The following is a 25,660-nucleotide window of genomic DNA, read 5'->3' as shown; positions in this document are numbered from 1 at the left end:
AGATATTAATTATTTACAATAAACCAGAAAAATTTTAGTGGTTATATACAGATTGTTTTGCTAACTGAGTAAATGGTAATACTAAAACCTTGCCAAAGTGTTAATGCAATATAATTTTTCGTGAATTGGGCAAGAATAACGGTTGGCTGACAAGAAATACTTATTCACTAGCAGATAAATGCGGTTGAGTTGTCTGTAAATTCTCATCAGCCTATGACTAATTATTATTATAGTTCAGTCAACGGAAATGTATGTTCAATTTTGAATCCTTTTTCTGTTGAAACGACTCTTGCGCAGTCATGATTGGGGTCATGGTCAAAGAAGAGCACCCATTTTTCCTCAGCGGCTTTCGAAAGAATACTTGTCTTTTCTTCCATCGTCTGGAGCGGACGGATATCATAGCCCATCACATAAGGTACAGGAATATGCCCTGCCGAAGGAATCGTATCCGCCACAAACAAAACAGTTTGTCCTTGGTAATTTATTTTGGGCATCAACATTTTTTCGGTATGACCATCAGCCAATAAAAACTCTATGTTCTCAAATGAAGATTGGTCTTTATCGATACAATAAAGCTGTCCTGCTTCTTGTATCGGTAAAATATTGTCTTTGAAAAAAGTCGCTTTTTCACGCATATTGGGGTTTAGTGCCCAATCTAGGTGCTTCGAATGTGTCCAATATTTAGCATTCGAAAATGTGCTTTCGAAGCCTGTTTGGGCTTTATTCCATTGTACAGCGCCTCCACAATGGTCAAAATGCAAATGACTTAAGATTACATCAGTGATGTCGCTTTCCGAAAATCCTGCCTTCCGAATAGAACCGATTAAGTCTGATTCGCCATGTCGATAATAATACGATTGCCATTTAGCATCCTGTTTATCGCCCATACCTGTGTCAACCAATATAAGTTGATTTCCTTGCTCGATAAGTAGACATCGCATCTTCCATGTACAAAGATTATTTTCGTCGGCAGGTGACCATTTGTTCCAGAAAGTTTTTGGAACAACACCAAACATTGCACCTCCATCTAATTTGAAGTTGCCAGCATCGATACTGTAAAGATTCATAACTGTTCTTGTGTTTTGTCTTGTTAAACATTTGCAAGATAAGAGAAGTTGAGTAAATTATAGATGGAATAGGGAAAAAGGGAATAGGGATGAGGGCATAGGGGTTAGGGGATAGTGAAAAGGAGATAGGTGTGAGGGGATAGGGGTGAAGGTATTGGGAGGAAGAGGATAGTGAAATGAAATTAACAGATAACAAATACACAAATAACGGATATACAGATAACGTCTATATGAAAAAAATTGGTTTAGTTTTATCTGGAGGAGGAGCAAGGGGTATTGCTCATTTGGGTGTACTCAAAGCATTAGTTGAGCAAAAAATCCCTATTGATTGCATTTCAGGATGCAGCGCAGGTTCTATTGCTGGAGTAATGTTTGCCGCAGGGTATTCTCCTGATCATATTTTTGAAATAGTGGTTTCCTCCAATACCCTCAAGGCTTTTCGTCCTGCATTTAGCCGATTGGGTTTGTTGCGTATGCAAAAAGCAGAGGAGATATACCTCAAATATCTTCCACACAATTCGTTCGAAAATCTTAAACTTCCATTGTTTGTGAACGCCACAGACATTATGCAGGGAGAAAGTGTATTTTATTCTTCTGGAGAACTCATCAAGCCAGTCTTGGCATCTTGTAGTATTCCTGGCTTGTTCGAACCTGTAACGTTTGATGGGCGAGTACTTGTTGATGGAGGGGTGTTGAATAATATGCCTATTGAGCCGCTTCAATCACGTTGTGATTTTATCATTGGAAGTCACTGTAATCCTTTTGGTAAAAATCCGAATATCAAATCAATACCAAGTGTACTTCAAAAAAGTCTTTATTTAGCCATTAATAATAACTCCAAACCTCGTCTTGCACAGTGTAATTTACTGATAGAACCGCCTGCTCTTGTAAATTTTGAACCTCAGGACGTGAGAAAAGCGAAAGAGATTTTTAAAGCGGGTTATGACTTTGCTAAAAATATAGACTTTAATGCGAAAATCTAATACTTGAGTATTCTTGGAAAAATTCAATTATTTAAAAGAATTGGTATGCAGTAAAGTTTACGGGGAAGGAATTTTCTCGTATTTCTGAAAAATGACGCTTTCTCCTTATTAGGTTTGCGATAAAATGATATTTTGTGTAGATGAAAATACTTAAATTGTAGATATTATATTGCCGATTTTTGTATTTGTAAATTGTGTATATCATTATTTATACCTAATAAAATACTGTGAAATGTTATATTTTCAATAAAAATGACTTTTTTTTCATTAATAATAAATAAAAAATTTTGTTAGATAAATTGGGGTATTATAGAAAAATTACTAATTTGAGTCTGCAATACAAATTTTTAACCTTTACTAAATACTACAATTTATGAAGAAAAGTCTCCTCTTGACTTTTCTCGCTACCTTATTGTCCTGTGCGTTTTTACAAGCGCAAGAACGTAAGGTGGTGGGAAAGGTGACGTCTGCCGAAGACGGAACGAGTTTACCAGGAGTATCTATTACACTGGTCGGCACTACCAAAGGTGCTCAAACTGATGCTTCGGGCAATTACTCTCTTCCTGTTAGTGGCGCTAATGCCGTTTTACGTTTTTCTTTTGTGGGTTTTGAAACCAAAGAAGTTCCCGTTGGAACACAAACAACTATTAATGTTCAGTTGGGAAGTGATACCAAACAACTTTCGGAGGTAGTAGTTACAGCACAAGGAATCGTGCGCGAAAAACGTGCCTTGGGCTATTCTATCACCACGCTCGACAAGAAAGTGATGGAAGACAGACCTCAAGCAGATGTTGGTCGGGTTTTACAAGGAAAAATTCCTGGGGTAAATATCACCTCAACTTCAGGGGTATCGGGTACAGGAACCAACATCACAATTCGTGGATACTCTTCTATTACGGGTTCGGTACAACCTTTGTTTGTGGTAGATGGTGTTCCATTTAACTCCAATACTAACACTCGTGGAGGCTTTACTGGTGGTGGACAATCTTCTTCGAGCCGTTTCTTGGATATTGACCCTAACAATGTTGAAAATGTAACCGTATTGAAAGGCTTAGCCGCAACGGTTACGTATGGTGACCAAGGACGAAATGGCGTAATTTTGATTACGACTAAAAATGGTACTAAAAAAGCCCGCAAAACAGAGTTTTCGGTAACGCAATCTTTGTTTACCAACACGGCTCATTTACCTCGTTACCAAAATACCTATGTTGGTGGCTTTCAACAAAATTTAGGTTATTTCTTTAGTAACTGGGGACCATCCTTGGCTGAATCGTATTTGTATCCTTCTCAAAATACTAATACTGCCTTGACAACCCATCCTTATGCGTTTTTTACTAATACCACAACTCGTGCTGCAATGGCTGATTATGTGGCGTCGGTGAGTCCTTACAAAATGGAAATTTTTCCCAATAACGTAAGCGACTTTTTCAGAACAGGGCTTATTTCGAATACTTCCCTGAATATTTCAGGAGGAGGCGAAAAAGTGAGTTACAACATGTCGGCAGGATATAATGCAGAACAAGGTTTTATTCCTGAAAACGGGCTGAAAAGATTAAATATTGGTTTGGGTTTGAATGCTCAACTAACTAAAAAGCTTTCAGCCACTACGTCATTTAATTTTGCTAATACCGACCAATATGCACCACCGTTGAGTGCTGGACAAGGTAACAATGCCAACGATTTCCCTTCTGTATTGGCAAACGTTTTGTTTACGCCACGCCAAGTAGATTTGATGGGCTGGCCTTACGAAAGTCCAGTCGACGGAAGCTCGGTGTACTTCAGAAGTGGTAATGATATTCCCAATCCACGTTGGATTTTAGCAAATTATAAAACCACAGGCGTAGTAAACCGCTTTTTCTCAGCTACTACTTTCAACTATGATTTAGCGAAAGATTTACTCTTGTTATATAAAATAGGCTTGGATACTTATGACGAGCAACAAGAATATATGTTGAACAAAGGGGGAGTGTCTTTTGTGAATGGTTTGTATAATACCCTAAATTTTAAGAATACCATTTGGGATAACTCTTTGATTTTGTCATACAACAAGACATTGTCAGATAAATTGACTATGTCGGGTAAAATAGGTGGAAACATGCGTAATGACCGTTTTTCACAATACAACATTACCTCCCAAAATCAGTTGGCACGTAATTTATTCCGTCACTCAAACTTTATTGATAACGTGGCGAGTAACTTCACTAGTGAGCAAACTCGTTTGGGGGTATTTGGTGAAATAACAGCCGATTATAACAACTATTTGTTCTTAAACTTGGCAGGTCGTAACGATTGGACATCGACTGTAGAAAAAGAAAATAGACAGATTTTCTATCCATCTGCCAGTTTGTCTTTTGTACCAACGACTGCTTTTGAAGGTCTTGCCAGTAATACAGTCAATTTCTTAAAAGTGCGTGCGGGTATTGGTACTTCAGCAGGTTTTCCTAATCCTTACCAAACACGTAACATCCTAAATCAAAATGCCAGAGGCTGGTTTACAACAGGACCAATTCAGACCCACTCGGTAGATAATACTTTAGGTAATCCTAACCTAAAACCAGAGCTTCATACTGAAACAGAATTCGGTTTAGAAGGTAAATTGTTCAATAACAAGCTAAGCTTCGACTTGACGGTTTATCGTCGTGATACCCGCAACCTGATTACTTCAGCACCATTGGATGCTGCCACAGGTTATACCAGTACAACCATCAACGTAGGTAAAATTCGTAACCAAGGTATTGAGTTGAGTTTGTCTGGAACACCATTTACTAAAGGAGATTTCAGTTGGGATGCAACTTTCAATTTTTCAAGAAATACGCCTGAAGTATTGGATTTGGGAGGGACTATTCAAGAGGTACAAATTTCAGGTTTTGGTTCATCGTTGGGTAACTATGCGATTGTTGGAAAGCCTTTTAACATTATTAAAGGTACGGGCTTCCGTAGAGATGCACAAGGACGATTGTTGATAGATGCTTCGGGTAACTTACAGGCTACAACTACTCCTGTGATTTTGGGTGACCCTAACCCTGCTTTTGTAACCAGTTTGATTAATACCTTCAATTACAAGAAGTTTTCTTTGAACGTCATGGTATCGTATCGTCATGGAGGCGCTATATACTCATCTACGGCAGGAGCTTTGTTGGGTAGAGGTCTGACTATCGAAACTGGTCCAGAAACAGGTTATGACCGCGCACAAACCTTTGTTTTTCCAGGGGTAAAAGCAGACGGAACGCCTAATAATATCCAAATTACTGGTTCTGATGTGTACTTCAACAACGTATTCTTCTTTGGTGACGAAGGTCGTATGTACGATGGCTCTACGATTCGTTTGCAAGAAGTAGCACTTTCATATAGCCTACCTAAGAATTTCCTAAATCGTTTTGGTATCAAGGGCGCAAGCTTGTCGGTAACGGGTAATAACCTTTGGTACAAAGCCCTTCATATTCCAACTGGGTTGAATTTGGATACAGACAACCTTGGTTTAGGAGTAGGTAATGGTCTTGGTTTTGACTTCTTGACAGGACCAAGTGCACGCAGAATCGGTGGCTCTCTCAAGTTATCGTTCTAATATTCTTACACAGAAATTTGGTGTAGAAATTACTTTAAATCTGATTAGATGATGATAAAGAAAATACATTTTTTATGGCTCGCGTTGATGTCGATAGTCATAAGCTCGTGTAAGCTCGACTTATTAGACAACCCCAACGCTGTGACTACCAATAATACAGATATTAACTATTTGGCTAGTCAAATTCAGGTGAGTTATGCTACTCACTTCAACCAAGTGGGCGACCCAGGAATGCGCCTTACTCGTATGCTCAACGCTGGTGCAGCCATTTATGATAATGCTGTAACGCCAGGAGGTATGGACGGAGCTTGGACCAACGCTTACGCTGGAATTTTGAATGATATTAAAACGCTGATTCCTTTAGCAGAGCAAGGAGAGTTTTTTGTTCATGCAGGCGTAGGACGTATATTGAGAGCGTCTGTATTGATGAACTTCGTAGATATTTTTGGCGATGTTCCTTATACCGAAGCACTTGATCCCGCTAACTTTAACCCAAAAGTAGATGGAGGTGCAACTTTATACACAGTTGCATTAGCAGATTTGGATAAGGCCATCGAGAATCTTAATGCCAAGTCAAAATCAGGTTTGACTGTGGATCTCTATTATGGTGGAACAATTGATAACTGGATTCGTGCTGCGAATACTTTGAAGCTGAAAATCTATTTGAATAGAAAATTGATAGATGCTGCAGGTTCAAAAACAGGAATTAATACCTTGATTGCAGGAAACAAATTGATTTCGACAACTACTCAAAACTTAACGTTTAAGTATGGAACAACTCAGGTAAACCCTGATAACCGTCACCCACGTTATGCTGGTCAATATTCACCGACAGGTGGTGGCGATTACCAATCAAATGCTTATATGGGTTTGATGTATGATAAAAAAGACCCTCGTATCAGAGCCTATTTTTATCGTCAGGTAACGGTAAATTCAAAAGACGTGAACGAAATCCGTTGTATTACCAATCAGAAACCTAATCACTATGCTGCTACTGATTACTACTGTTTACCAACCAATGTAGGTTATTGGGGACGTGACCATCTAAGTAACGAAGGTATTCCACCCGATGGTTTGAAAAGAACCGCTTGGGGATTATATCCTGCGGGGGGATTATATGACAATGATGCGGGCAGACCCGTATCTCTTGTAGCAGGAGCGGCAGGAGCAGGGATTCAGCCTATATTGATGTCGTCTTTCACCGATTTTATGTTGGCCGAATCGGCTTTGACTTTAGGTACTACTGGCGATGCAAGAGCTTTGTTAGAATCTGGATTACGTAAATCAATGGCGGATGTTCGTGCGTTTATGTTGGCATCGGCTGAGTCGAGCAAAATCACAGCATTTGAAACTAGCAATAATATTGTGTGGGCTGACCAAGTAAATAGTTATGTGCAAGCGGTACTTTCTGCCTATGATGGTGCTACTACAAGCTCTGCTAAACTCAATGTGATTGCAACAGAATATTGGTTTGCTTTGTACGGTAATGGAATAGAGGCTTATAACTTATATCGTCGTACGGGTATGCCACTCAATTTGCAACCAGCACTTGATCCTAATCCAGGACCGTTCATTCGTTCATTCTACTATCCAACGGCGTTTGTGAGTAGAAATGTCAATGCCAAACAAAAAGCCAATATGACTTTGCCTGTGTTCTGGGATAATAATCCTGCGAGTTTATTCAAATAGGCGACAATTTTTCAAAGTTTAACAATAGATACAATGAAACATTTAAAGATATATTCAATTTTGTTGGTTTTGGGGCTTCTGGTAGGAGCTTGCAAAACCGAAATGATTGAGCCTATCGACTTGAATGCCTTAGAAACAGGGGGATACATTCGTACAGTGTCTCCGTATCCTGTAAGTTCAAGCTCGTTTACCTACAAAGTATCAGCCATCTCTACCAGCAAAATGGAGTTTTTGGCAGAGGCCGTTACCCCTAACTTTGGAGCCTTGTTTTCATCTTATGACTTGGTAATCAAATTTGTGGATGCAACGCCTGCTAATGGTACTAAGACTACGGCACAATTAACTTTGAAGAGCATTGCTGCTTCAAGTTTTACGAAAGACCCAACTTCTGGTTATCCGCGTGCTACGATTGCTATTACGGCAGCTGAAGCGTTGTCAGCAACCAAACTTACGGCAAGCGATATATCAGTAGGAGATAGTTTTGAGATTACAGGTACAATGAAGCTTACTAATGGCAAGTCGTATACGAATACAAATACTGGACCCAATATTACAGGTGGAGCTTTTTATAGTTCACCATTTTTTTACAAAGTAAACGTGATTCAATAACTGACAATTGAATTGTACCTAAAACCGAGCCTATTTTGGGCTCGGTTTTTTGTTTTATGGACTATCTCAAACGAGCGTTTGAAATGAATGGTCTTACATTGGAAATGTTCAATTTTGAGAAAATGTATATTTGATTTAGCATAATATAGATGCTAAAAATGACTATACAAGTCTACACTTTTAAAAAAAATTAAGATTTGATTAGAATTTTTTTTAAACGGTTATTAGACTACTTAAGTGGTATATTTTATAGTAATTAATACTTATAAAAATGCTTGAATTTGAATCGTATATAGAAAAAATTAGGTACTAACGCATTAAAATACACAGGAATAAAATTGGCTAATTGGTAGATTTTAAGGAAAAAACGAAGGTAATTTTGAAAAAATGCAAAATATCATTTTGAAATCCTATTGTGAGTTTCTTGATAATTTTATAATTTGGCACAAATAACCTTAACAAATATTATCAACCTTAACTAAATTAGTTCATGAGAAAAAGTCTATTAATGACTTTCTTGTTGACTATGCTTTCTAGTGTCCTTATCATGGCACAAGACCGCAAAGTCACAGGAAAGGTGACATCTGCTGAAGACGGTTCTAGTCTTCCTGGAGTAACTGTTCAACTAAAAGGAACAGCTAAAGGTACCCAAACTGATGCAAATGGAGTTTACTCTATCTCAGTGCCTTCAAGTGGTACACTTTCATTCTCTTTTGTAGGTATGGCAAGTCAAGATGTAGCGATTGGTAACCGTTCGGTTATTGACGTAAAATTGGCTGTGGATGCAAAACAACTTTCTGAAGTTGTGGTAACGGGTACAGGTGCTGCGGTAGACAAAAGAAAATTGGCTATTGACGTACAGTCTGTAAGTGCTAAAAATTTACCATCAGTACCATCAGCATCTATCGACCAAGCTTTGGTGGGTAAAATTGCAGGTGCTCAAATCACCTCTGGTAATGGTATGCCAGGTCAGCCAGTAAACATCTTATTGCGTGGTATTAACACGATCAACCGTGGTACTACTCCAATGATTTTGTTGGATGGTATCCAATTAGGTACTACTGACTTAAACTCAATCGATTTGAATACAATCGACCGTGTTGAAGTTGTTCAAGGTGCTGCTGCTGCTACAATTTATGGTGCGCAAGGTGCAAACGGTGTAATTCAGTTGTTTACGAAAAAAGGTAAAAATGGTCAATTGACTATCGACGTATCTTCTAGCGTAATCCGTTCTGAATATTTGAACGTGGGTGGTTTGAAAAAAGCTAATATGCACGGTTTTGTGACAAACGCTAACAATGAAGTTGTTGGAGGTTCTGGTAAACCATTGACATTGGATCCTACTTACGGTTCTTATTCAGAGAACGTTATTTGGAACTCGACTGACCCAACGGTTCAAATCAACAAGCCTTACGACAAAAACTTGCAGTATTACGATCACTTCTCGATGTTCTTCCAACCTTCAACTAACCACCAACATTCGGTGTCAATTGCAGGCGGTACAGCAAAGAGTGATTTCAGTATGTCATTGTCACACGCTCAACAAGAAACTAACTTCAAAAACTTGGGTGGTCTTGGTAGAACAAACTTTACGTCAAATATCGGTACAGAATTGGCTAAAGGCTTGAAATTGCGTTCAATCACGCAGTTGATTTATACAAAAAATACGATTAATGACGCAACAGGTAGAAGTATCATCTACTCAGTATTCAACTCTCGTCCATTTGCTAATTACGATTTCAAAGACACTGATGGAAACTATCCTGTGTATTTTGGTGATGCTGTAGGGGTAAACGGTGCGAACCCTAACTTTGTGAATCAGTATACTTCTTCATTGATTAATAAGGTTGATGTAGTTCAAAATTTCTCTTTGAACTATCAGTTTCCAAAATTTGTAGAATTAGATGCTAAATATGGTATCAACTATCAGCATCAAGAAAATACCTATACTTACCTAAATCAAAACGGAAATAAAAATGCTGTAGATCAACAGTTTTTCTACAGTAACTATGGTACAGATGGTTCAGGTGAATTAGATAACTATACTTACAATACAACCTTCCAAAACTTCTTGGCATCAGCTTATTTCAAAACTGATTTCCAAAAAGATTTTGGTTTAAGTTTACCAATTCGTACTTCAACGCAAGTATCATTTGACTGGAGAGATCGCTATTACAAAGAATATATTACTTATGGTTTAGGTTTGCCTACGTACACGCCATTTAACGCGTCACAAACTCCTACAAACCGTATTGCTAGTGATTATAAAGTTCCATTCGTTACGTATGGCTATTTAGTAAACCAACGTGTTGATTACGGTGAAGTAGCAGGTATCTCTGGAGGTTTCCGTACAGACTACTCTTCTGCGTTTGGTGCTGCTTCAACACCATTTACTTTCCCTCGTGGTGATGGTTATGTTCGTCTTTCGGCATTTGATTTCTGGAAAGATTCCAAAGTGGCAAGTACTATTGAAGAATTCAAACTTCGTGCAGCGTATGGTGAGGCTGGTATCCAACCAAACCAATTTGACCGTTATGTAACTTTGAATACTAAAACAATCGGTACAAGTAACTCTTTCTATTTCCCATTATCACAGTCTAACCCAGGCTTGAACGTAGAGGTTTCAAAAGAACTTGAGATTGGTACAGATATTGGCCTATCATTAGCAAAAGGTACACCTTGGATGAATGATTTATCTATCAATGCTAGTTACTGGAAAAGAAGTACAGACAATGCAATTTACAACATCGATGCTGCTCCATCAACTGGGGTTGGTACTTTGAAAGATAACGCATTCTCTTTAGCATCACATGGTTTCCAATTCTCATTGAATGCTTCTATTTTCAAAAACACAGATTTCTCATGGAACTTTACTACTAACTTCGGTAAGCAATCTTCTGAAATTACAGCTGTACGTGGTGGTGCTGAGGTGGTTATTACTTCTGCTGCTGGTTCGACAGGTTATGTATTGAAAGCTGGTGAAAAAATCGGTCAGTTGTATGGATTCTATGCAATTCACAGCCTAGATGAGAAATTGCCAGACGGAACTTTCGCAATCGCAGAAGCAAACCGTGCAAACTATGAAGTTGCTAGTAATGGTTGGGTAGTAAACAAAACTACAAAAGCACCGTATTTCTCTACAAAACAATTCGCTTTTGGTGATCCTAACCCTAAATTCAATATGTCGTTTATTAATGACTTTAGCTGGAAAGGTATCGTTAACTTCAACTTCCAAGTTGACTGGGTATATGGCTCACACTTGTACAACCAAACGAAAGAATGGATGTACCGTGATGGTATTCACGCTGATTACCAAGTACCAATTACTATCAATGGACAAACTGGCGCATGGTCTGCATTCTATCGTGGTGTTTATGCTGAGGTTTCTCGTAACGGTACGAAAAACTATTTCTACGAAGATGCTTCATTCGCTCGTTTGCGTAACCTTTCTGTTGCTGTTGACTTAGTAAAAGCATTCGGTATTAAAGGTTTCAGAAAACTACAATTGGTAATGACTGGTCGTAACTTGGCTACGATCACTAAATACACTGGTATGGATCCAGAGATTTCTTCTGGTTCAAACGGTTCTGCTTGGGATAGAGGTACAGACCACAACACTATGCCTAACCTTCGTTCTTACCAAGTTGGTTTGAATATCGGTTTCTAGTCAGCCAAATTTTCTCCAATAGAAGACGCTATTTTTAGTCTTCATTTTCAGAAATAAGTATTCAGTTTAAACGACACAAGGAATGAAAAAGATAAAAATTACTGCACTCTCGGTACTACTCATGGGTAGTATGATGATGTCGTGCAAAGACCAACTCGATATTCAAAACCCTAACCAACCAACACCTGCCAGTGCTGCAACAGAATCTGGGGTGATTGGTTTGGCTCAAGGTGCAATCTATATTAACGGTTTCACTTCATCTGGTGACAAATACTATGATGGCGTTGTAGGTGCTTTCTATAACGGTGTTGTAGGTTTTCACGAAATGATGGGTGATGTAGTAGCTGCTGAAGCTGCAAACACTTATATGAACAACTTGTCAGCTCCAAACTCAGTTACTTTGGATGATGGTACAGTTGTTCCAAACCCGAACTCTCCAAGCCAGCAAATTACATTACTTCGTAATATTAACGTAAATGCTCAGCAAGGTGGTAACCCTGGTTTCCATGAGTGGGCTTTGATGTACGGTTTGAACAATGCTGCAAACTCAGTTTTGGAGGTAGTTGAAAAAACAACTTTCTCAGGTGACGCTGCAACGAAAAAGAACACAATTAAAGCTTGGGCTTACCTTTGGAAAGGATTTGCTTATTCTCGTATCGGTTCTATCTACTATGCTGGTTTGATTAATAATGCTTCAAGCTCGACAAATGGAAATTACCTAGCGAAGGAAAAAATCATTGACGAGTCTAACGCTAACTACGACAAAGCTGCTGCTTTATTAGGAGCAATCACTAATACCGCTGATTATTCATCAGTATTGGGTTCTTTGATTCCAAGTTATTTCCAAACAGGAAAAGGAGTAGTTCCTACAACAGCACAGTTTATCAAGAACTTGAACACCTTGAAAGCACGTAATATCATCGTAAACACGCCTGTGGCTTCGATGACTGCTGCTCAATGGAATCAAATTCTAACATTGACTAACGCTGGTGTTGGTTCTTCTGACCCTGTATTTGCTGGTAACACTAATACAGCTGGTGATATTTTCTCACCTTTGAACTATTCTGTAGCGGCTCGTTGTGTAGGTGCTAACGCATCTGGTGGTACATTCAAAATCTCTGAACGTTTGATTCAAGATTTTAATGCTGGCGATAAGCGTTTGGCGAATAACTTCAACCAATTTGCTGTTTGGGTTGGTAACTCTGACCGTGGTAATGCTTTCAACACTCGTTGGGGTATCAAAGACGGCGGTAATGGTTTGGCTGGCGTTATGGTTTATACAAACCGTACTGCTGGTATGGCCGAGTTATACATGTTGGGTAGCTACGAAGAAAACGAATTGATGAAAGCTGAAGCTAAATTGTACACTGGCGATATTGCTGGTGCAGCTACTAGCATCAATAACATTCGTACTTACCAAGGTGCTGGCTTGGCAGCTCTTGCTTCGACAGACTTGGCTACAGTAAAAGAAGAACTTCGTAAAGAAAGACGTGTGGCTTTAGCATTCCGTGGTTTAGCATTCTACGATGCACGTCGTTGGGGAGTATTGGATAGCGGTCGCAAAAATGCAGTGGTTATTTCTAAAGATGGTAAAACTATCAATACTAAAGCATCTATTACTTACGGGTACTTAGATTACTGGGATGTGCCAGACAATGAGTTGGCATACAACCCTGCTGCTGCTGGTAGTGCTCCAATCAAGAACCCTAAACAATAAGATTGAGTGCTGAGTTGTGAGCGTTGAGTTTAGAAGTTTGAAACTCATACAAATCAACTTAATCATTTATTGCTTTTATTCAAACGCCTCTTCACTACGGTGAAGGGGCGTTTTTGTTTATTCTGCGAAGTGAGAATTTAAGTTAATTTTTCGCTTTTTGTCATATCGACATTCGCTTTTAGTCATCTAAAAGAATGCTTATCTGAGCCAATTTTGTATCATCAAAACAAACAAAACTATGAACTCAGATATTCTTATTTTAGGTGGAACAGGAAGCATCGGATATGCTTTTACCATGGAACTTGTAGCGCAAAAAATCCCTGTAACTTTGTTGGTTAGAGATATACATAAAGCTCAACAAATTTTTGATCAAACGCCATTGATTGAATTTGTAGAAGGAGATGTACAAAATGGTGCTTTATTGAAAACTCTTGCCCAAGATAAAAAGGTGATATTCCACGGGATTAATTATTCTTATGAAGCGTGGAAAGGAAATATGCAACAGGCTACACAAAATGTTATCGAAGCAGCCAGCTTAAATAAAGCTCAAATTATTTTCCCTGGCAATATATACAATTATGGATTGATTCAGACTCCAATTATGGAGGAAAGTCCAGAAAATCCTTGTGCTGTAAAAGGTCAAATTCGAGTAGAATTAGAAGCCATGATGAGAACTGCTGCGCAAAATAACCTATGCAAATTACTCATTGTGCGTCTTCCAGACTTTTGGGGACCAAATGTGATGAATGAAGGTGTTCGTCCCATTTTTGCGAATGCTCTCAAGGGTAAGCCTATGCGTTGGTTGTGCAATATGGATATTCCTCACCAGACGGTTTATACGCCAGATGCCGCCAAAATCATGGTTGAATTAATGAAGATTAAGCAGGTAGAGGAGGTGTCAGTATATAATTACGGAGGGCAAGTACACGCATCTATGCGAACACTCTTTGCCAAAATAGCCGAACAAGCTGGACAGTCAGCCAAATATCAATTAATGTCAAAATGGATGATAAATTTGTTGGCTATTTTTATTCCTGTCCTAAAAGAGATTAAGGAAATGACCTATCTCTACGAAAATACAGTGGTATTGAATGATGATAAGTTGAGAAGACTTTTCCCTGAATTTAAAGAAACTCCGTTGGAGGAGGCAATAAAAACGGCTTTGTCATGGAAAGGATACCAATCATAGGTATTAATGCAAAATAAAAATATGAGTAACTAGTGTGCGAAGGATTTCAGACTATTGCGGATTTGGGATTTCTGATTTCGGAAATAGGGATATATACCTTATTTTTTGGAATCCTTCGGACATTTCTACAGACGAATTTCTTTTTTAAATTAATTACTCCACCGCAATTCACTCAATTAGGAGTTATATTTTACGCTCTAAATGCGCTTGGTGTTTGCCCAGTCCATTTTTTAAAGGAACGATAAAATACACTTGGTTCAGAATAGCCTAACAAATATGCAATATCAGTCGTACTAGAATAAGGCTGTTTCAAATGCTTGATAGCTAATTCTTTTCGAGCCTCATCCAATAATTGTTGAAAGCTTTTTCCTTCTTCCTTCAACTTTTTCTGAATATTTCTTATTCCAACACCCAAGGTCATCGCAATGTGATTGAGAGAAGGTTCTTGTCCAACCAAACATTTGACTATTTCTGTTTTTACTACATCGCTAAACAAAACTTTGGGTTGTAAAGGAGCAAGTAAATCTTGGGCATGTTGTTCAAAAACAGGAAAAAGGCTTGCATTGGCATTGAGAATAGGTTTTTCAAGCTGAGAACTTTCAAATACCATCCAATTTTTACCACTTTCAAAAAAAACAGGACATTGGAAAATTCTCTGATATATCGCGAAATCGCTTGTGGGGCCATGTTCAAAGTGGACTTCCGAAAGTTTAAATTCTGAAAGTGTAAGTGCTCTGAAAGCACTAGCATAGACTGACATTTCGGATTCGAGTGCAAACTCAGGGTAAATCATATCCTCAGAATTAACTCGTAAGTCAATAACGGATAGTTTTTCTTTTTGAATAAAGGTTGTTTCTACAGCATTACAAACAATGTCTTGATACTGACAAAGTTTTTCGATAGACTTACCCAGATTTGGTGCGTGCATCATCACGTATGCTAAAATACCTACAGAGATAGGGCTGATAATTTCGCCCATTTGTAAAGGAAGTGAGCGGTCACCGAGCTTTTCGACAATAGCTTTCCAAATAGTTTGTACTTTAGCTATTTCGATTCTTTCATCAGGGTTTTGTAAACTTTGTGGCGAAATCCGCAGGCTTTTTAAAATATCAGAAGTGTCTAATCCTCTAGTATTGGCTGCCCAAAGAATCATATTTACAGAACCTATCGCTAAAGTCTTTTTCATGGAATAATACAGGTTGAGTTGACAAGGTATATTGTGGAGGCATCACAAAGAAGTAAAGTTACAAATAGTCATTTGATAATTGGAACTACACGAAAGTTTTCAAACACCACGTCTTCCAAATATTAAATCAAAACCCGATTGCCTGTACCCAAATGCTAAATGCCAATTCCTAAAACAATCTTTCCTACAAAAAGTCCTAATTGCCCAATTTTCTTCTGTAAAAAGTACTTAGTGCCAATATTTTCTTTTACAGATGTCGATAAAAGCCCGCATTTTGTCGAATAACGTATTGGATAATAGTCCAGATTTTGTATTTTTATTGTTAAGCATCACACAATAACATGGCAACACGACCTACATGTTCTCTTTTAGGTCGAAAATTGAAAATTAATAAATCCACATACCAATAATTATTAATACGAAATAATGTTGTCTTGTGTTTGGGCTTAAAACCGTAAAAGTAACTATTCAGAAGTACTTTCAAACTGATAACCTCTTTTACAGAATCTATCTTATTTCAAAATTTATTTAACTTCAATCAGCAAACCCCAATATGAGAAGAAGGGATTTTATCCAGTTATCTGGTATGGGCTTAGGTGCGCTTATAGGTGCATCAGCTATACCTGTCTTGGGAAATGTTGTTCCAGCCGAGCACTTAATAGGTTCGGGTGTCGACGTAGCAACAAAGAAACGTTTAGCAGACGTAGCTCTAAACGCTGCTAAATCCAAAGGCGCCACATACACCGATGTTCGTATCGGTCGTTACCTCCAACAGTATTTATTTACCCGTGAAAACAAAGTTCAAAACGTAGTCAATGCCGAATCTTATGGTGTAGGTATTCGTGTAATTGCCAACGGAACTTGGGGCTTTTCCGCTACTAGCGATGTTACGCCTGAAGGTATTGCCAAATGCGCTGAAACGGCTGTTTCTATTGCAAAAGCAAACTCGAAAATCCAGAAAGAACCTGTAGTTCTTGCGCCACAAAAAGGAGTAGGAGAGGTGTCTTGGAAAACCCCACTCAAAAAGAACTCATTCGAAGTTCCTGTTCAAGAAAAAATCGATTTGTTGATGAATGTAAATGGTGAAGCTATGAAAAATGGCGCTGCCTTCGTTACATCCAATTTGTTTTTCATCAACGAACAAAAATATTTTGCCTCAACTGACGGCTCTTATATCGATCAAGATGTTCACCGTATTTGGCCAACATTTACCGTAACTGCGGTAGATAAGCAAGCTGGTAAATTCAAGACCCGTGATGCGATTTCTTCGCCAATGGGGATGGGTTATGAGTATTTAGATGGTTTAGCTTCTGAGAAAATCCCTGGACCAAATGGTTTGGTAGGATACCGCAATTCTTATGACATGGTCGAAGATGCGATTTTTGCTGCTAAACAAGCCAAAGAAAAATTGACTGCCAAGTCGGTAATGGCTGGGAAATATGACCTCGTGCTTGATCCAAATCACTTAGGTTTGACTATCCACGAATCTGTAGGTCACCCACTCGAACTTGATCGTGTATTAGGATATGAAGCCAACTACGCAGGTACAAGTTTCGCTACGTTGGATAAATGGAAAACCAAATCATTTAACTATGGTAGCAAATTAGTGAATATCGTTGCTGATAAAACTCAACCATACACTTTGGGTACAGTTGGTTACGATGATGAAGGTGTACCTTGTAAAGAATGGGATTTGATTAAAGACGGCGTTTTGGTAAACTACCAAGCGATTCGTGACCAAGTAAATATCTTGGGTGAAAAAGAATCTCATGGCTGTTGCTATGCCGACAACTGGGATTCAGTACAATTCCAGCGTATGCCAAACGTTTCTTTGCGTCCGGGTAAAGAGAAGTTGAACGTACAAGACATGATTAAAGGTGTTGAAAAAGGTATCTATATCATTGGACGTGGTTCTTACTCAATTGACCAACAGCGTTATAACTTCCAATTTGGTGGACAGTTATTCTACGAAATCAAAAATGGTCAAATTGCGGGAATGGTCGATGATGTAGCGTATCAGTCAAATACACAAGAATTCTGGAACTCATGTGCTCAGATTTGTGATAAAGATGATTATCGTACATTCGGTTCGTTCTTCGATGGAAAAGGTCAGCCTTCGCAGGTGAGTGCTGTGTCGCATGGTAGTGCCACTACTCGCTTCAACGGGGTGAATGTGATTAATACAGGAAGAAAAATCTAAAACTTACCTTAAACAGCATCAACAATGACGATTTTAACGAAAGAAGAAGCTAAAAAAATCATAGATAAGGTTTTGTCTTTTTCAAAAGCAGACGAGATGAGTGTGGCACTTTCAGGAGGTCGCACGGGTAATATCCGTTATGCTCGTAACTCGGTTTCGACGAGTGGAGAATCATACAACTTATCACTTTCTATTACCGCAGTATTTGGCAAGCGTTCGGGTACTTCTACGATTAACGAATTTGACGATAAGTCTTTGGAAAAAGCCGTAAGACGCGCCGAAGAAATTGCTCGTTTAGCACCAGAAAACCCTGAGTTTGTTCCAGCATTAGGTCCACAACAATATTTGGATCCAGCTAGCTTCTCTCAAAAAACAGCTGATATTTCTCCAGATTATCGTGCCAACGCTGCATTTGATAGTATCGACCCTTGTAGCAAGAAAAACTTGACTGCTGCGGGTTATATGGAAGATCGCACAGGTTTTAATGCCATTGGCAATAGCAAAGGACTTTTTGGATACAACAAAGCTACTTCGGTAGATTTCTCTATCACAGTACGTACTGCCGATGGTCTGGGTTCAGGCTATGCCATTCGTGATTTCAACGATGTTTCTAAATTAAGTACAAAGCAGGCAACTGAGATAGCGATGCAAAAAGCGATGGCTTCGACATCTGCTCGTGCTTTGGAACCAGGTAAATACACCGTAATTCTCGAACCAGCGGCTTCTATTGATTTGCTTCAAAATATGATGAGAAGCATGGATGCTCGTAATGCTGACGAAGGTCGTAGTTTCTTAAGTAAAAAAGGAGGAGGTATTCGTTTAGGCGAAAAACTATTCGACGAAAGAGTAAATATATACTCGGATCCAATGAATCTCGAAATTCCAGGTTCTCCATTTGCTGGTGATGGTCGTCCACAAGAAAAAGTATATTGGATTGAGAATGGCGTGGTGAAAAACCTAACTTACTCACGTTATTGGGCTGAGAAAAAAGGCGTAAAAGCTGTTCCAAATCCTGGTGGTTTTATCATGGCAGGTGGCACAGAATCTTTGGCAGATTTAATCAAAGGTACCGATAAAGGTATTCTTGTAACTCGCTTCTGGTATATCCGTGCAGTAGATCCACAGACATTATTATACACGGGTCTTACTCGTGACGGTACTTTCTATATTGAGAATGGTCAAATCAAATACCCAATCAAAAACTTCCGTTTCAACGAAAGTCCAGTGATTATGCTCAACAACCTTGAGGCTATGGGCAAGCCAACTCGTATTGGTGGGTCATTGGTACCACCTCTCAAAATCCGTGACTTTACCTTCAGTAGCTTATCGGATGCAGTATAGAAAATTGCTTTAAGCCGTAGGCCGTAAGCACTAAGCTTTATTTTTAATAATGGCTTAGTGCCTTTAGCTTACAGCTTAAAGCACTAACATCCTTTTCCGCTTACAACGAAAAAAAGCCATTCATCAAAATCAGCCATTGGCTAGCTGGGCATCTTCTTGAAATTTTGGTAAATTAAGATTGGGAAAACCTCTCAATTAGGCTCTTATTGCCTTTTGTAAGCGTTTTATGGTCTTAATAGGTTATTTGTTATAAGTTGATTTGTTATACGGAAGTATCCACAAGTATAAAAAATCGAGTCATCCATGATTTATACGATGTCTGATGATTTCCTCTTTCTATTAACGAATAAACATTTAACAGATAACTACTTGCAAAAAATTGAGAGAAGGCCTCTTTTAAACGATTTTTCAATTAATAAACTAAAAAAAACTTGAAAAGAAGAGATTTTATCCAGATGTCGGGTCTAGGTTTAGGAGCAATGATGCTTCCTAATATTCCGATTATGGGCAGGTCCGTTGCTGCCGAATCCTTTCTCAATGAAGGTATCGATGTAGCCGTGAAAAAACGTTTGGCAGATGCAGCGCTCAATGCTGCCAAGGCAAAAGGTGCAACTTATACGGATGTTCGTATTGGTCGTTATCTCAATCAGTTTGTGATTACTCGTGAAGACAAAGTGCAAAATATCGTCAACACCGAGTCGTATGGTGTAGGTGTGCGTGTGATTGCCAATGGCTGTTGGGGTTTTGCAGCGGTAGTAGACGCCAAAACAGAGGCGGATACTGCTAGAGCAGCAGAGCAAGCAGTTGCCATTGCAAAAGCCAATGCAAAACTCATGAGTCAGCCTGTGGAACTAGCACCACAAAAAGGTTTTGGTGAAGTAAGCTGGAAAGCACCTATCCAGAAAAATGCTTTTGAAGTACCTATTCAGGAAAAGGTAGATTTATTATTGGGCGTTAATGATGCCGCTATGAAAAATGGCGCAAACTACGTTAACTCTCTTTTATTTTTGGTAAACGAACAAAAATACTTCGCTTCATCGGATGGCTCGTATATCGACCAAGATGTACATCGTATCTGGCCTGTATTTACTGTAACGGCTATTGATCCGAAAACAGGTAAATTCGAAAATCGTCAGACTTTGAGTGCTCCTTCGGGGATGGGTTATGAATACCTGCAAACTAACCCTAAGGATAAGGTAACAGGTGTAACTACTCGTTACAACAAAGGCTATGATATGATGGAAGATATCATCGCTGCCTCGCAACAAGTAAAACAGAAACTTTCGGCTAAATCTGTGGAGGCTGGTAAATATGACCTTGTCCTTGACCCTTCTCACCTTTGGTTAACTATTCACGAGTCAGTAGGGCACCCGCTCGAGCTTGACCGTGTATTAGGCTACGAAGCAAACTTTGCGGGTACTTCTTTCGCTACTTTGGACAAATGGCAAAGCAAGAATTTTAACTATGGTAGCAATATCGTCAACTTCTTCGCTGACAAAACACAAGTTGGTTCGTTAGGCGCAGTAGGTTGGGATGACGAAGGTGTTAAAACCAAGCAATGGGATTTGGTTAAAGATGGTAAGTTAGTCAATTATCAAGCCATTCGTGACCAAGCGAAAATCATTGGTGAAACTGAATCTCATGGTTGTTGCTATGCCGATAGCTGGTCTTCTGTTCAGTTCCAACGTATGGCAAATGTCTCGCTTGCGCCAGGAAAAGAGCCTTTGTCTGTAGATGAAATGATCAAGGACGTTAAAAAAGGTATTTATATCATAGGCGACGGTTCGTTCTCTATTGACCAGCAACGTTATAACTTCCAATTTGGTGGACAGTTATTCTATGAAATTAAAGATGGAAAAATTGTGGGTATGCTCAAAGATGTAGCTTACCAATCTAACACACAAGAATTCTGGAATTCATGTGCGAAGATTTGTGACGATCGTGATTACCGTTTAGGTGGTTCGTTCTTCGACGGAAAAGGTCAGCCTTCTCAGTCTAGTGCCGTATCACATGGTAGTTCAACGGCTCGTTTCAATGGCGTAAATGTCATTAATACAGCTCGTAAAATCTAGTAGCAACCAACCTTTAATCCACTTTAACTTCTCAAGAAAACTATGTCAGTAATATTAACCGAAGAAGAAGCAAAAGCCTTGTTGAAAAAGGTGATGAGCTATTCAAAATCCGATGAATGTGAGGCTAATTTGCTAGGAAACATTCGTGGAAATATTCGTTATGCACGTAACGAGGTTTCGACCAGTGGTGCATTAATCAATCAAAATCTCCAAGTGCAGTCTGCATTTGGCAAAAAAGTAGGTGTGGCTACTATCGATGAGTTTGACGATGCTTCATTAGAAAAAGTTGTTCGTCGCTCGGAAGAATTGGCTCGCCTTGCTCCTGAAAATCCTGAGTATGTAGGACTTCTAGGACCACAACAGTACAAAAGCCACTCATTGGGCTATGTTGAGGACACTGCAAATATCACCCCAGATACACGTGCAGAGATGGTCTTCAAAAGTTTGGAGTTGGCACGTGCGCAAAAATTAGTAGCAGCAGGCTTTTTAGAAGATCAAAAAGGCTTTTCGGCCATGATGAATTCGAAAGGATTGTTTGCTTATTATAAAGACTCAGGTATTAATTTCTCCCTGACCGTTCGTACAGAGGACGGTACAGGTTCGGGTTATGTAACTAGAGGGTACAACGACGTTAAAAAACTGGATACGGTAGCTGCCACAAAGATTGCGATGCAAAAAGCAGTTGGTTCTAAAAATGCCAAAGCATTAGAACCTGGTAAATACACGGTAATCCTCGAACCAACAGCCGCAGCGGTATTGCTCGAAAGTATTTATTTTGATATGGATGCTCGAAGCGCCGACGAAGGTCGTTCGTTTTTTAGTAAACAAGGTGGAAAAACCAAAATAGGAGATAAGATTGTAGACGAGCGTGTCACGATTTTCTCTGACCCTGCTTATCCTGCGCTCCCTGGGGCTCCTTGGGCAGGTGATGGTCAACCACAAGAGAAAGTGTCTTGGATAGAAAAAGGTGTGGTTAAAAACCTTGCCTATTCAAGGTATTGGGCTCAACAGAAAAAAGTTAAACCTCTTCCTTTCCCAAGCAATGTGATTATGGAAGGTGGCACAGCTACGCTAGAAGAAATGATTAAGAGTACTAAAAGAGGTATTTTGGTCACTAAACTCTGGTACATTCGCCCTGTTGACCCGCAGACTTTATTACAAACTGGTCTAACACGTGACGGTACTTTCTTAATAGAAGATGGAAAAATTAAGTATCCAGTAAAAAACTTCCGCTTCAACGAAAGCCCTATTATTATGTTGAACAACTTAGAAATGTTGGGTAAAACGGAGCGTGTTGTAAGTACTGAATCAAACGCCAACTATATGGTACCTCCAATGAAGATTCGTGAGTTTACGTTCTCTTCATTATCGGATGCTGTGTAGTAAAGGGATGAATTGATGTCGGATTTGAGATTTTTGATTTCGGAAGTAAAAGAGACTTTCTAGTATATTACGGTATAAATTGAAGGTTTTTATATTTCCGAAATCAGAAATCTCAAATCCAAATTAGTTTTTAAACTATAGAGAAAATTTGAGTATAAAATTAGAGAACCCAAATTTTCTTAAGCCCAAAGCCCAAAGCCCAAAGCCCAAAGCCCAAAGCCCAAAGCCCAAAGCCCTTACAGTATCACGACTCTCAAAATTATGAAACCATTTGTATTTACTCGTATTCAATATAACTCAGGCGACTGGGATACCGATCAACGAATGCCCTCCAATCTGCTTAATTCGTTGGTTGAGTACACCACTATTCCAATCGATGAAAAGGAAAAAGTGGTTTTATTGAGTAGTAACGAGATTTTTAAAAGCCCTTTCTGCTATTTGAGTGGTCATAAATTAGTAGAGTTTTCGAGTAAAGAACGAGATATTTTTCACCGATATGTACAAAACGGTGGATTCGTATTTGTAGACGACTGTAATCACGATATTGATGGGCTATTTGCAAAGTCATTCGAGCAAGAAATGGCTAAAACTTTTGGACAAAAGGCCCTTCAAAAGATTCCTAATACTCACGAAATTTATCGATGTTTCTTCGAATTTGAAGGTCCGCCCACAACTAGTTTCGAACTAAATGGCTGGGGCGACGACCTTGTGCATGATTATCTCAAAGCTGTTACCATCAACGGACGTATTGGCGTATTGTATAGCAACAAGGATTATGGTTGCGAATGGGACTATGATTTTCGCAATAAACGCTGGCTTGCCGAAGACAATACTAAGTTTGGCGTAAACATCATCAATTACGCATTGACAATTTAAGATTTTACGAATCCTAAATTAAAGTCAAAACAGTCATTAGTGCTTCTTATCTAATTAAAGACTGAAATCGTTTTGACTGACTATTTTACTTACGACAATTACCCATGGCTAAATATTTAGAGCCATCTAACTATATTTTCATTAACAAATGACACTGGAAACAAAAGAGCTTCAATATTATAAATCCTTGGTAAGCAAATTACCTCTACTCAAAAAGGAAATCGCAAAAGTCATTATCGGACAAGAGGAGGCTATTGACGAGATTATTATTTCCCTTTTGGCTGGTGGACACTGCCTACTAGAAGGTGTGCCAGGATTAGCAAAAACCCTTATGGTAAAAACGATTTCGGAGGCACTTGAAATGCAATTCAAACGTATCCAATTCACCCCAGATTTGATGCCAGGGGATATTGTTGGTACGGAGATATTGGAAGAAGATCATGAAACGGGCAAGAAGTTCTTTAAATTTAGCAAAGGACCTATTTTTGCCAATATCGTTTTGGCCGATGAAATCAACCGTACGCCACCCAAAACGCAGGCTGCTTTGCTCGAAGCTATGCAAGAATACAAGGTGACTTATGCGGGTACCAACTACGATTTGCCAAAGCCTTTCTTGATTATTGCTACGCAAAACCCTATCGAACAAGCGGGAACTTATCCATTACCAGAGGCGCAGCTCGACCGCTTTTTGTTATATATCAAATTAGGATATCCTTCCGAAGCAGAAGAATTACAAGTATTAAAAAGTACGACAGGCTCAGGAAAACCAACATTATCGGCAGTAATGAGCGATAAGGATATTTTGGATTTACAAAAACTAACACGTCAAGTTCATATTAGTGATGAATTGATAGAGGAGGTTAACCGTATTGTAAGAAGTACTCGTCCTGATACAACTAGCTCGGCTTTTGTAAAAGAATGGTGCGACTGGGGTGCTGGTCCACGTGCGGGACAAGCCTTGGTATTATGTGCCAAAGCAAGAGCCGTATTGAATGAACGTTTTTCGGTTATTCCTGAAGATATTCATACGCTGGCTTATCCTATTTTACGCCATCGTATTTCCTTAAATTTCCGTGCAGAGGCCGAAGGAATTGCTCCTGATGATGTAATCAAAGCCATGCTTTCAGGAAAATAGTGTAACTCAACAGATGATAATTAATGGGCTAATGAGTTGAAGGACAGATTGTAATTCATCACTCAAAACTCATCACTCACAACTCAAAGAATGGCTTTACTCAGTTCCGAATTAGTAAAAATTACCAATCTCCAATTAGCCAGCAAATTGGTAAGTGAGGAACTTATGTTAGGGATTCACGCCAGTAAGAGATATGGCTATGGGATTGAATTTGAGCAATATAGGCATTACGAAATAGGGGACGACCCCAAACGCATAGATTGGAAGCTTTTTGCCCGTACCCAAAAACATTTGGTGCGAGAGTCTTCTACCGAAAGTAATTATCATATCCGTTTTGTACTTGACCTTTCAGGTTCGATGAATTATACTGAAGAGGGGGTAAGTAGATTACAATATTGTAAAATCTTGTTGGCCTCTATAGCCTATATGGGTTTTCGACAAGGCGATCAATTGAGTTTATATGTGCTCAAAGACAATCAAGTACATACTTTGGTAGCCTCTGGCAAGCAAGCGTTTCAACGGATTTTGTACGCTTTAGAAAAAGCAGAAGCCTCAGGAAAATGGACAAGCGATACCAAGAGCTTTCCCGTTTTTCAACAAAAACAAAAAGAGATACTATTTTTTGCTTCAGACCTTTTACAGTTGGATAATGAATGGATTCAATTATTGAAAAAATTAGCGAATCCACGACGAGAAATCTATGTATTTCAGGTACTTGGACAACATGAGCTAGATTTTGATTTAAAAGGATTTTACCGCTTCAAAGATTTGGAAACAGGACAAGAAGTGGAACTTCAGGCAGAGCAAATTAAGGTCGAAGTAAAAGCCAATGCCGAATCGTTTTTGTCACAAATCGAATCAGATTTAAAAGTGCCTTTTGTTTACTGGAAAAAAATCAGTCTTAAAGACCCTATTGCGGGTATTATAAGAGAAATCCTTTGATGAAAATATATCAAGCTGATTTTGAACTTTCAAATTTTT

Annotated in this window: 16 protein-coding genes; 14 read left to right on the top strand and 2 right to left on the bottom strand. The window is 39.0% G+C overall.

Translation table 11 applies throughout. The features are described from left to right. Nucleotides 1-227: 227 nt before the first annotated feature. The gene (locus GVN22_RS19410; protein WP_166552668.1) at nucleotides 228-1,067 is read right to left on the bottom strand and encodes an MBL fold metallo-hydrolase; all 840 of its coding nucleotides are present in this window, start codon (nucleotides 1,065-1,067) and stop codon (nucleotides 228-230) included. 176 nt (nucleotides 1,068-1,243) lie between these two features. Between GVN22_RS19410 and GVN22_RS19405 the strand changes: the two genes are divergently transcribed. From GVN22_RS19405 to GVN22_RS19375, 7 genes are all read left to right on the top strand, one after another. Next, nucleotides 1,244-2,050: a patatin-like phospholipase family protein gene (locus GVN22_RS19405; protein WP_205690968.1), complete on the top strand. Its 807-nt coding sequence runs from the start codon at nucleotides 1,244-1,246 to the stop codon at nucleotides 2,048-2,050. Nucleotides 2,051-2,423: 373 nt separating this feature from the next. Beyond that, on the top strand, nucleotides 2,424-5,615 hold the full coding sequence (locus GVN22_RS19400; RefSeq protein ID WP_166552667.1) for a SusC/RagA family TonB-linked outer membrane protein: 3,192 nt from the start codon (nucleotides 2,424-2,426) through the stop codon (nucleotides 5,613-5,615). 48 nt (nucleotides 5,616-5,663) lie between these two features. Next, nucleotides 5,664-7,304, top strand: coding sequence for a SusD/RagB family nutrient-binding outer membrane lipoprotein (locus GVN22_RS19395; protein WP_205690967.1), 1,641 nt, complete (start codon nucleotides 5,664-5,666; stop codon nucleotides 7,302-7,304). Nucleotides 7,305-7,337: 33 nt separating this feature from the next. Next, nucleotides 7,338-7,913, top strand: coding sequence for a hypothetical protein (locus GVN22_RS19390; RefSeq protein ID WP_166552666.1), 576 nt, complete (start codon nucleotides 7,338-7,340; stop codon nucleotides 7,911-7,913). Between the two features lie 490 nt (nucleotides 7,914-8,403). After that, entirely contained in the window at nucleotides 8,404-11,580 is a 3,177-nt protein-coding gene (locus GVN22_RS19385) for a SusC/RagA family TonB-linked outer membrane protein (RefSeq protein ID WP_166552665.1), read from the top strand. A gap of 82 nt (nucleotides 11,581-11,662) precedes the next feature. After that, nucleotides 11,663-13,297 (top strand): RagB/SusD family nutrient uptake outer membrane protein, encoded by a 1,635-nt coding sequence (locus tag GVN22_RS19380; RefSeq protein WP_166552664.1) that lies wholly within the window; start codon nucleotides 11,663-11,665, stop codon nucleotides 13,295-13,297. A gap of 238 nt (nucleotides 13,298-13,535) precedes the next feature. Next, nucleotides 13,536-14,486, top strand: coding sequence for an NAD(P)H-binding protein (locus GVN22_RS19375; protein ID WP_166552663.1), 951 nt, complete (start codon nucleotides 13,536-13,538; stop codon nucleotides 14,484-14,486). 190 nt (nucleotides 14,487-14,676) lie between these two features. On the opposite strand, the gene GVN22_RS19370 is transcribed toward GVN22_RS19375, so the two are convergent. Further along, entirely contained in the window at nucleotides 14,677-15,672 is a 996-nt protein-coding gene (locus tag GVN22_RS19370) for an AraC family transcriptional regulator (RefSeq protein ID WP_166552662.1), read from the bottom strand. A gap of 553 nt (nucleotides 15,673-16,225) precedes the next feature. Between GVN22_RS19370 and GVN22_RS19365 the strand changes: the two genes are divergently transcribed. The 7 genes from GVN22_RS19365 to GVN22_RS19335 all read left to right on the top strand — a co-directional run bounded on the left by GVN22_RS19365 (nucleotide 16,226) and on the right by GVN22_RS19335 (nucleotide 25,621). Beyond that, the gene (locus tag GVN22_RS19365) at nucleotides 16,226-17,872 is read left to right on the top strand and encodes a TldD/PmbA family protein (RefSeq protein ID WP_166552661.1); all 1,647 of its coding nucleotides are present in this window, start codon (nucleotides 16,226-16,228) and stop codon (nucleotides 17,870-17,872) included. A 24-nt stretch (nucleotides 17,873-17,896) separates the two neighbouring features. Then, nucleotides 17,897-19,213 (top strand): TldD/PmbA family protein, encoded by a 1,317-nt coding sequence (locus GVN22_RS19360; protein WP_166552660.1) that lies wholly within the window; start codon nucleotides 17,897-17,899, stop codon nucleotides 19,211-19,213. A gap of 431 nt (nucleotides 19,214-19,644) precedes the next feature. Then, complete coding sequence (locus GVN22_RS19355) at nucleotides 19,645-21,285, top strand: TldD/PmbA family protein (protein ID WP_166552659.1); 1,641 nt, start codon at nucleotides 19,645-19,647, stop codon at nucleotides 21,283-21,285. 42 nt (nucleotides 21,286-21,327) lie between these two features. Next, nucleotides 21,328-22,668, top strand: a complete 1,341-nt coding sequence (locus tag GVN22_RS19350) for a TldD/PmbA family protein (protein ID WP_166552658.1) — start codon at nucleotides 21,328-21,330, stop codon at nucleotides 22,666-22,668. Between the two features lie 261 nt (nucleotides 22,669-22,929). Next, entirely contained in the window at nucleotides 22,930-23,544 is a 615-nt protein-coding gene (locus GVN22_RS19345; RefSeq protein WP_166552657.1) for a DUF4159 domain-containing protein, read from the top strand. A gap of 148 nt (nucleotides 23,545-23,692) precedes the next feature. Beyond that, complete coding sequence (locus GVN22_RS19340) at nucleotides 23,693-24,679, top strand: MoxR family ATPase (protein WP_205690966.1); 987 nt, start codon at nucleotides 23,693-23,695, stop codon at nucleotides 24,677-24,679. A gap of 90 nt (nucleotides 24,680-24,769) precedes the next feature. Further along, complete coding sequence (locus GVN22_RS19335) at nucleotides 24,770-25,621, top strand: DUF58 domain-containing protein (protein WP_166552656.1); 852 nt, start codon at nucleotides 24,770-24,772, stop codon at nucleotides 25,619-25,621. Nucleotides 25,622-25,660 lie beyond the last annotated feature (39 nt).

Origin of the sequence: Cellulophaga sp. BC115SP (assembly GCF_009905545.1) — a bacterium.
Lineage (GTDB): Bacteria > Bacteroidota > Bacteroidia > Cytophagales > Spirosomataceae > Flectobacillus > Flectobacillus rivi.
This window is presented reverse-complemented; position numbering and strand designations above follow the sequence as displayed.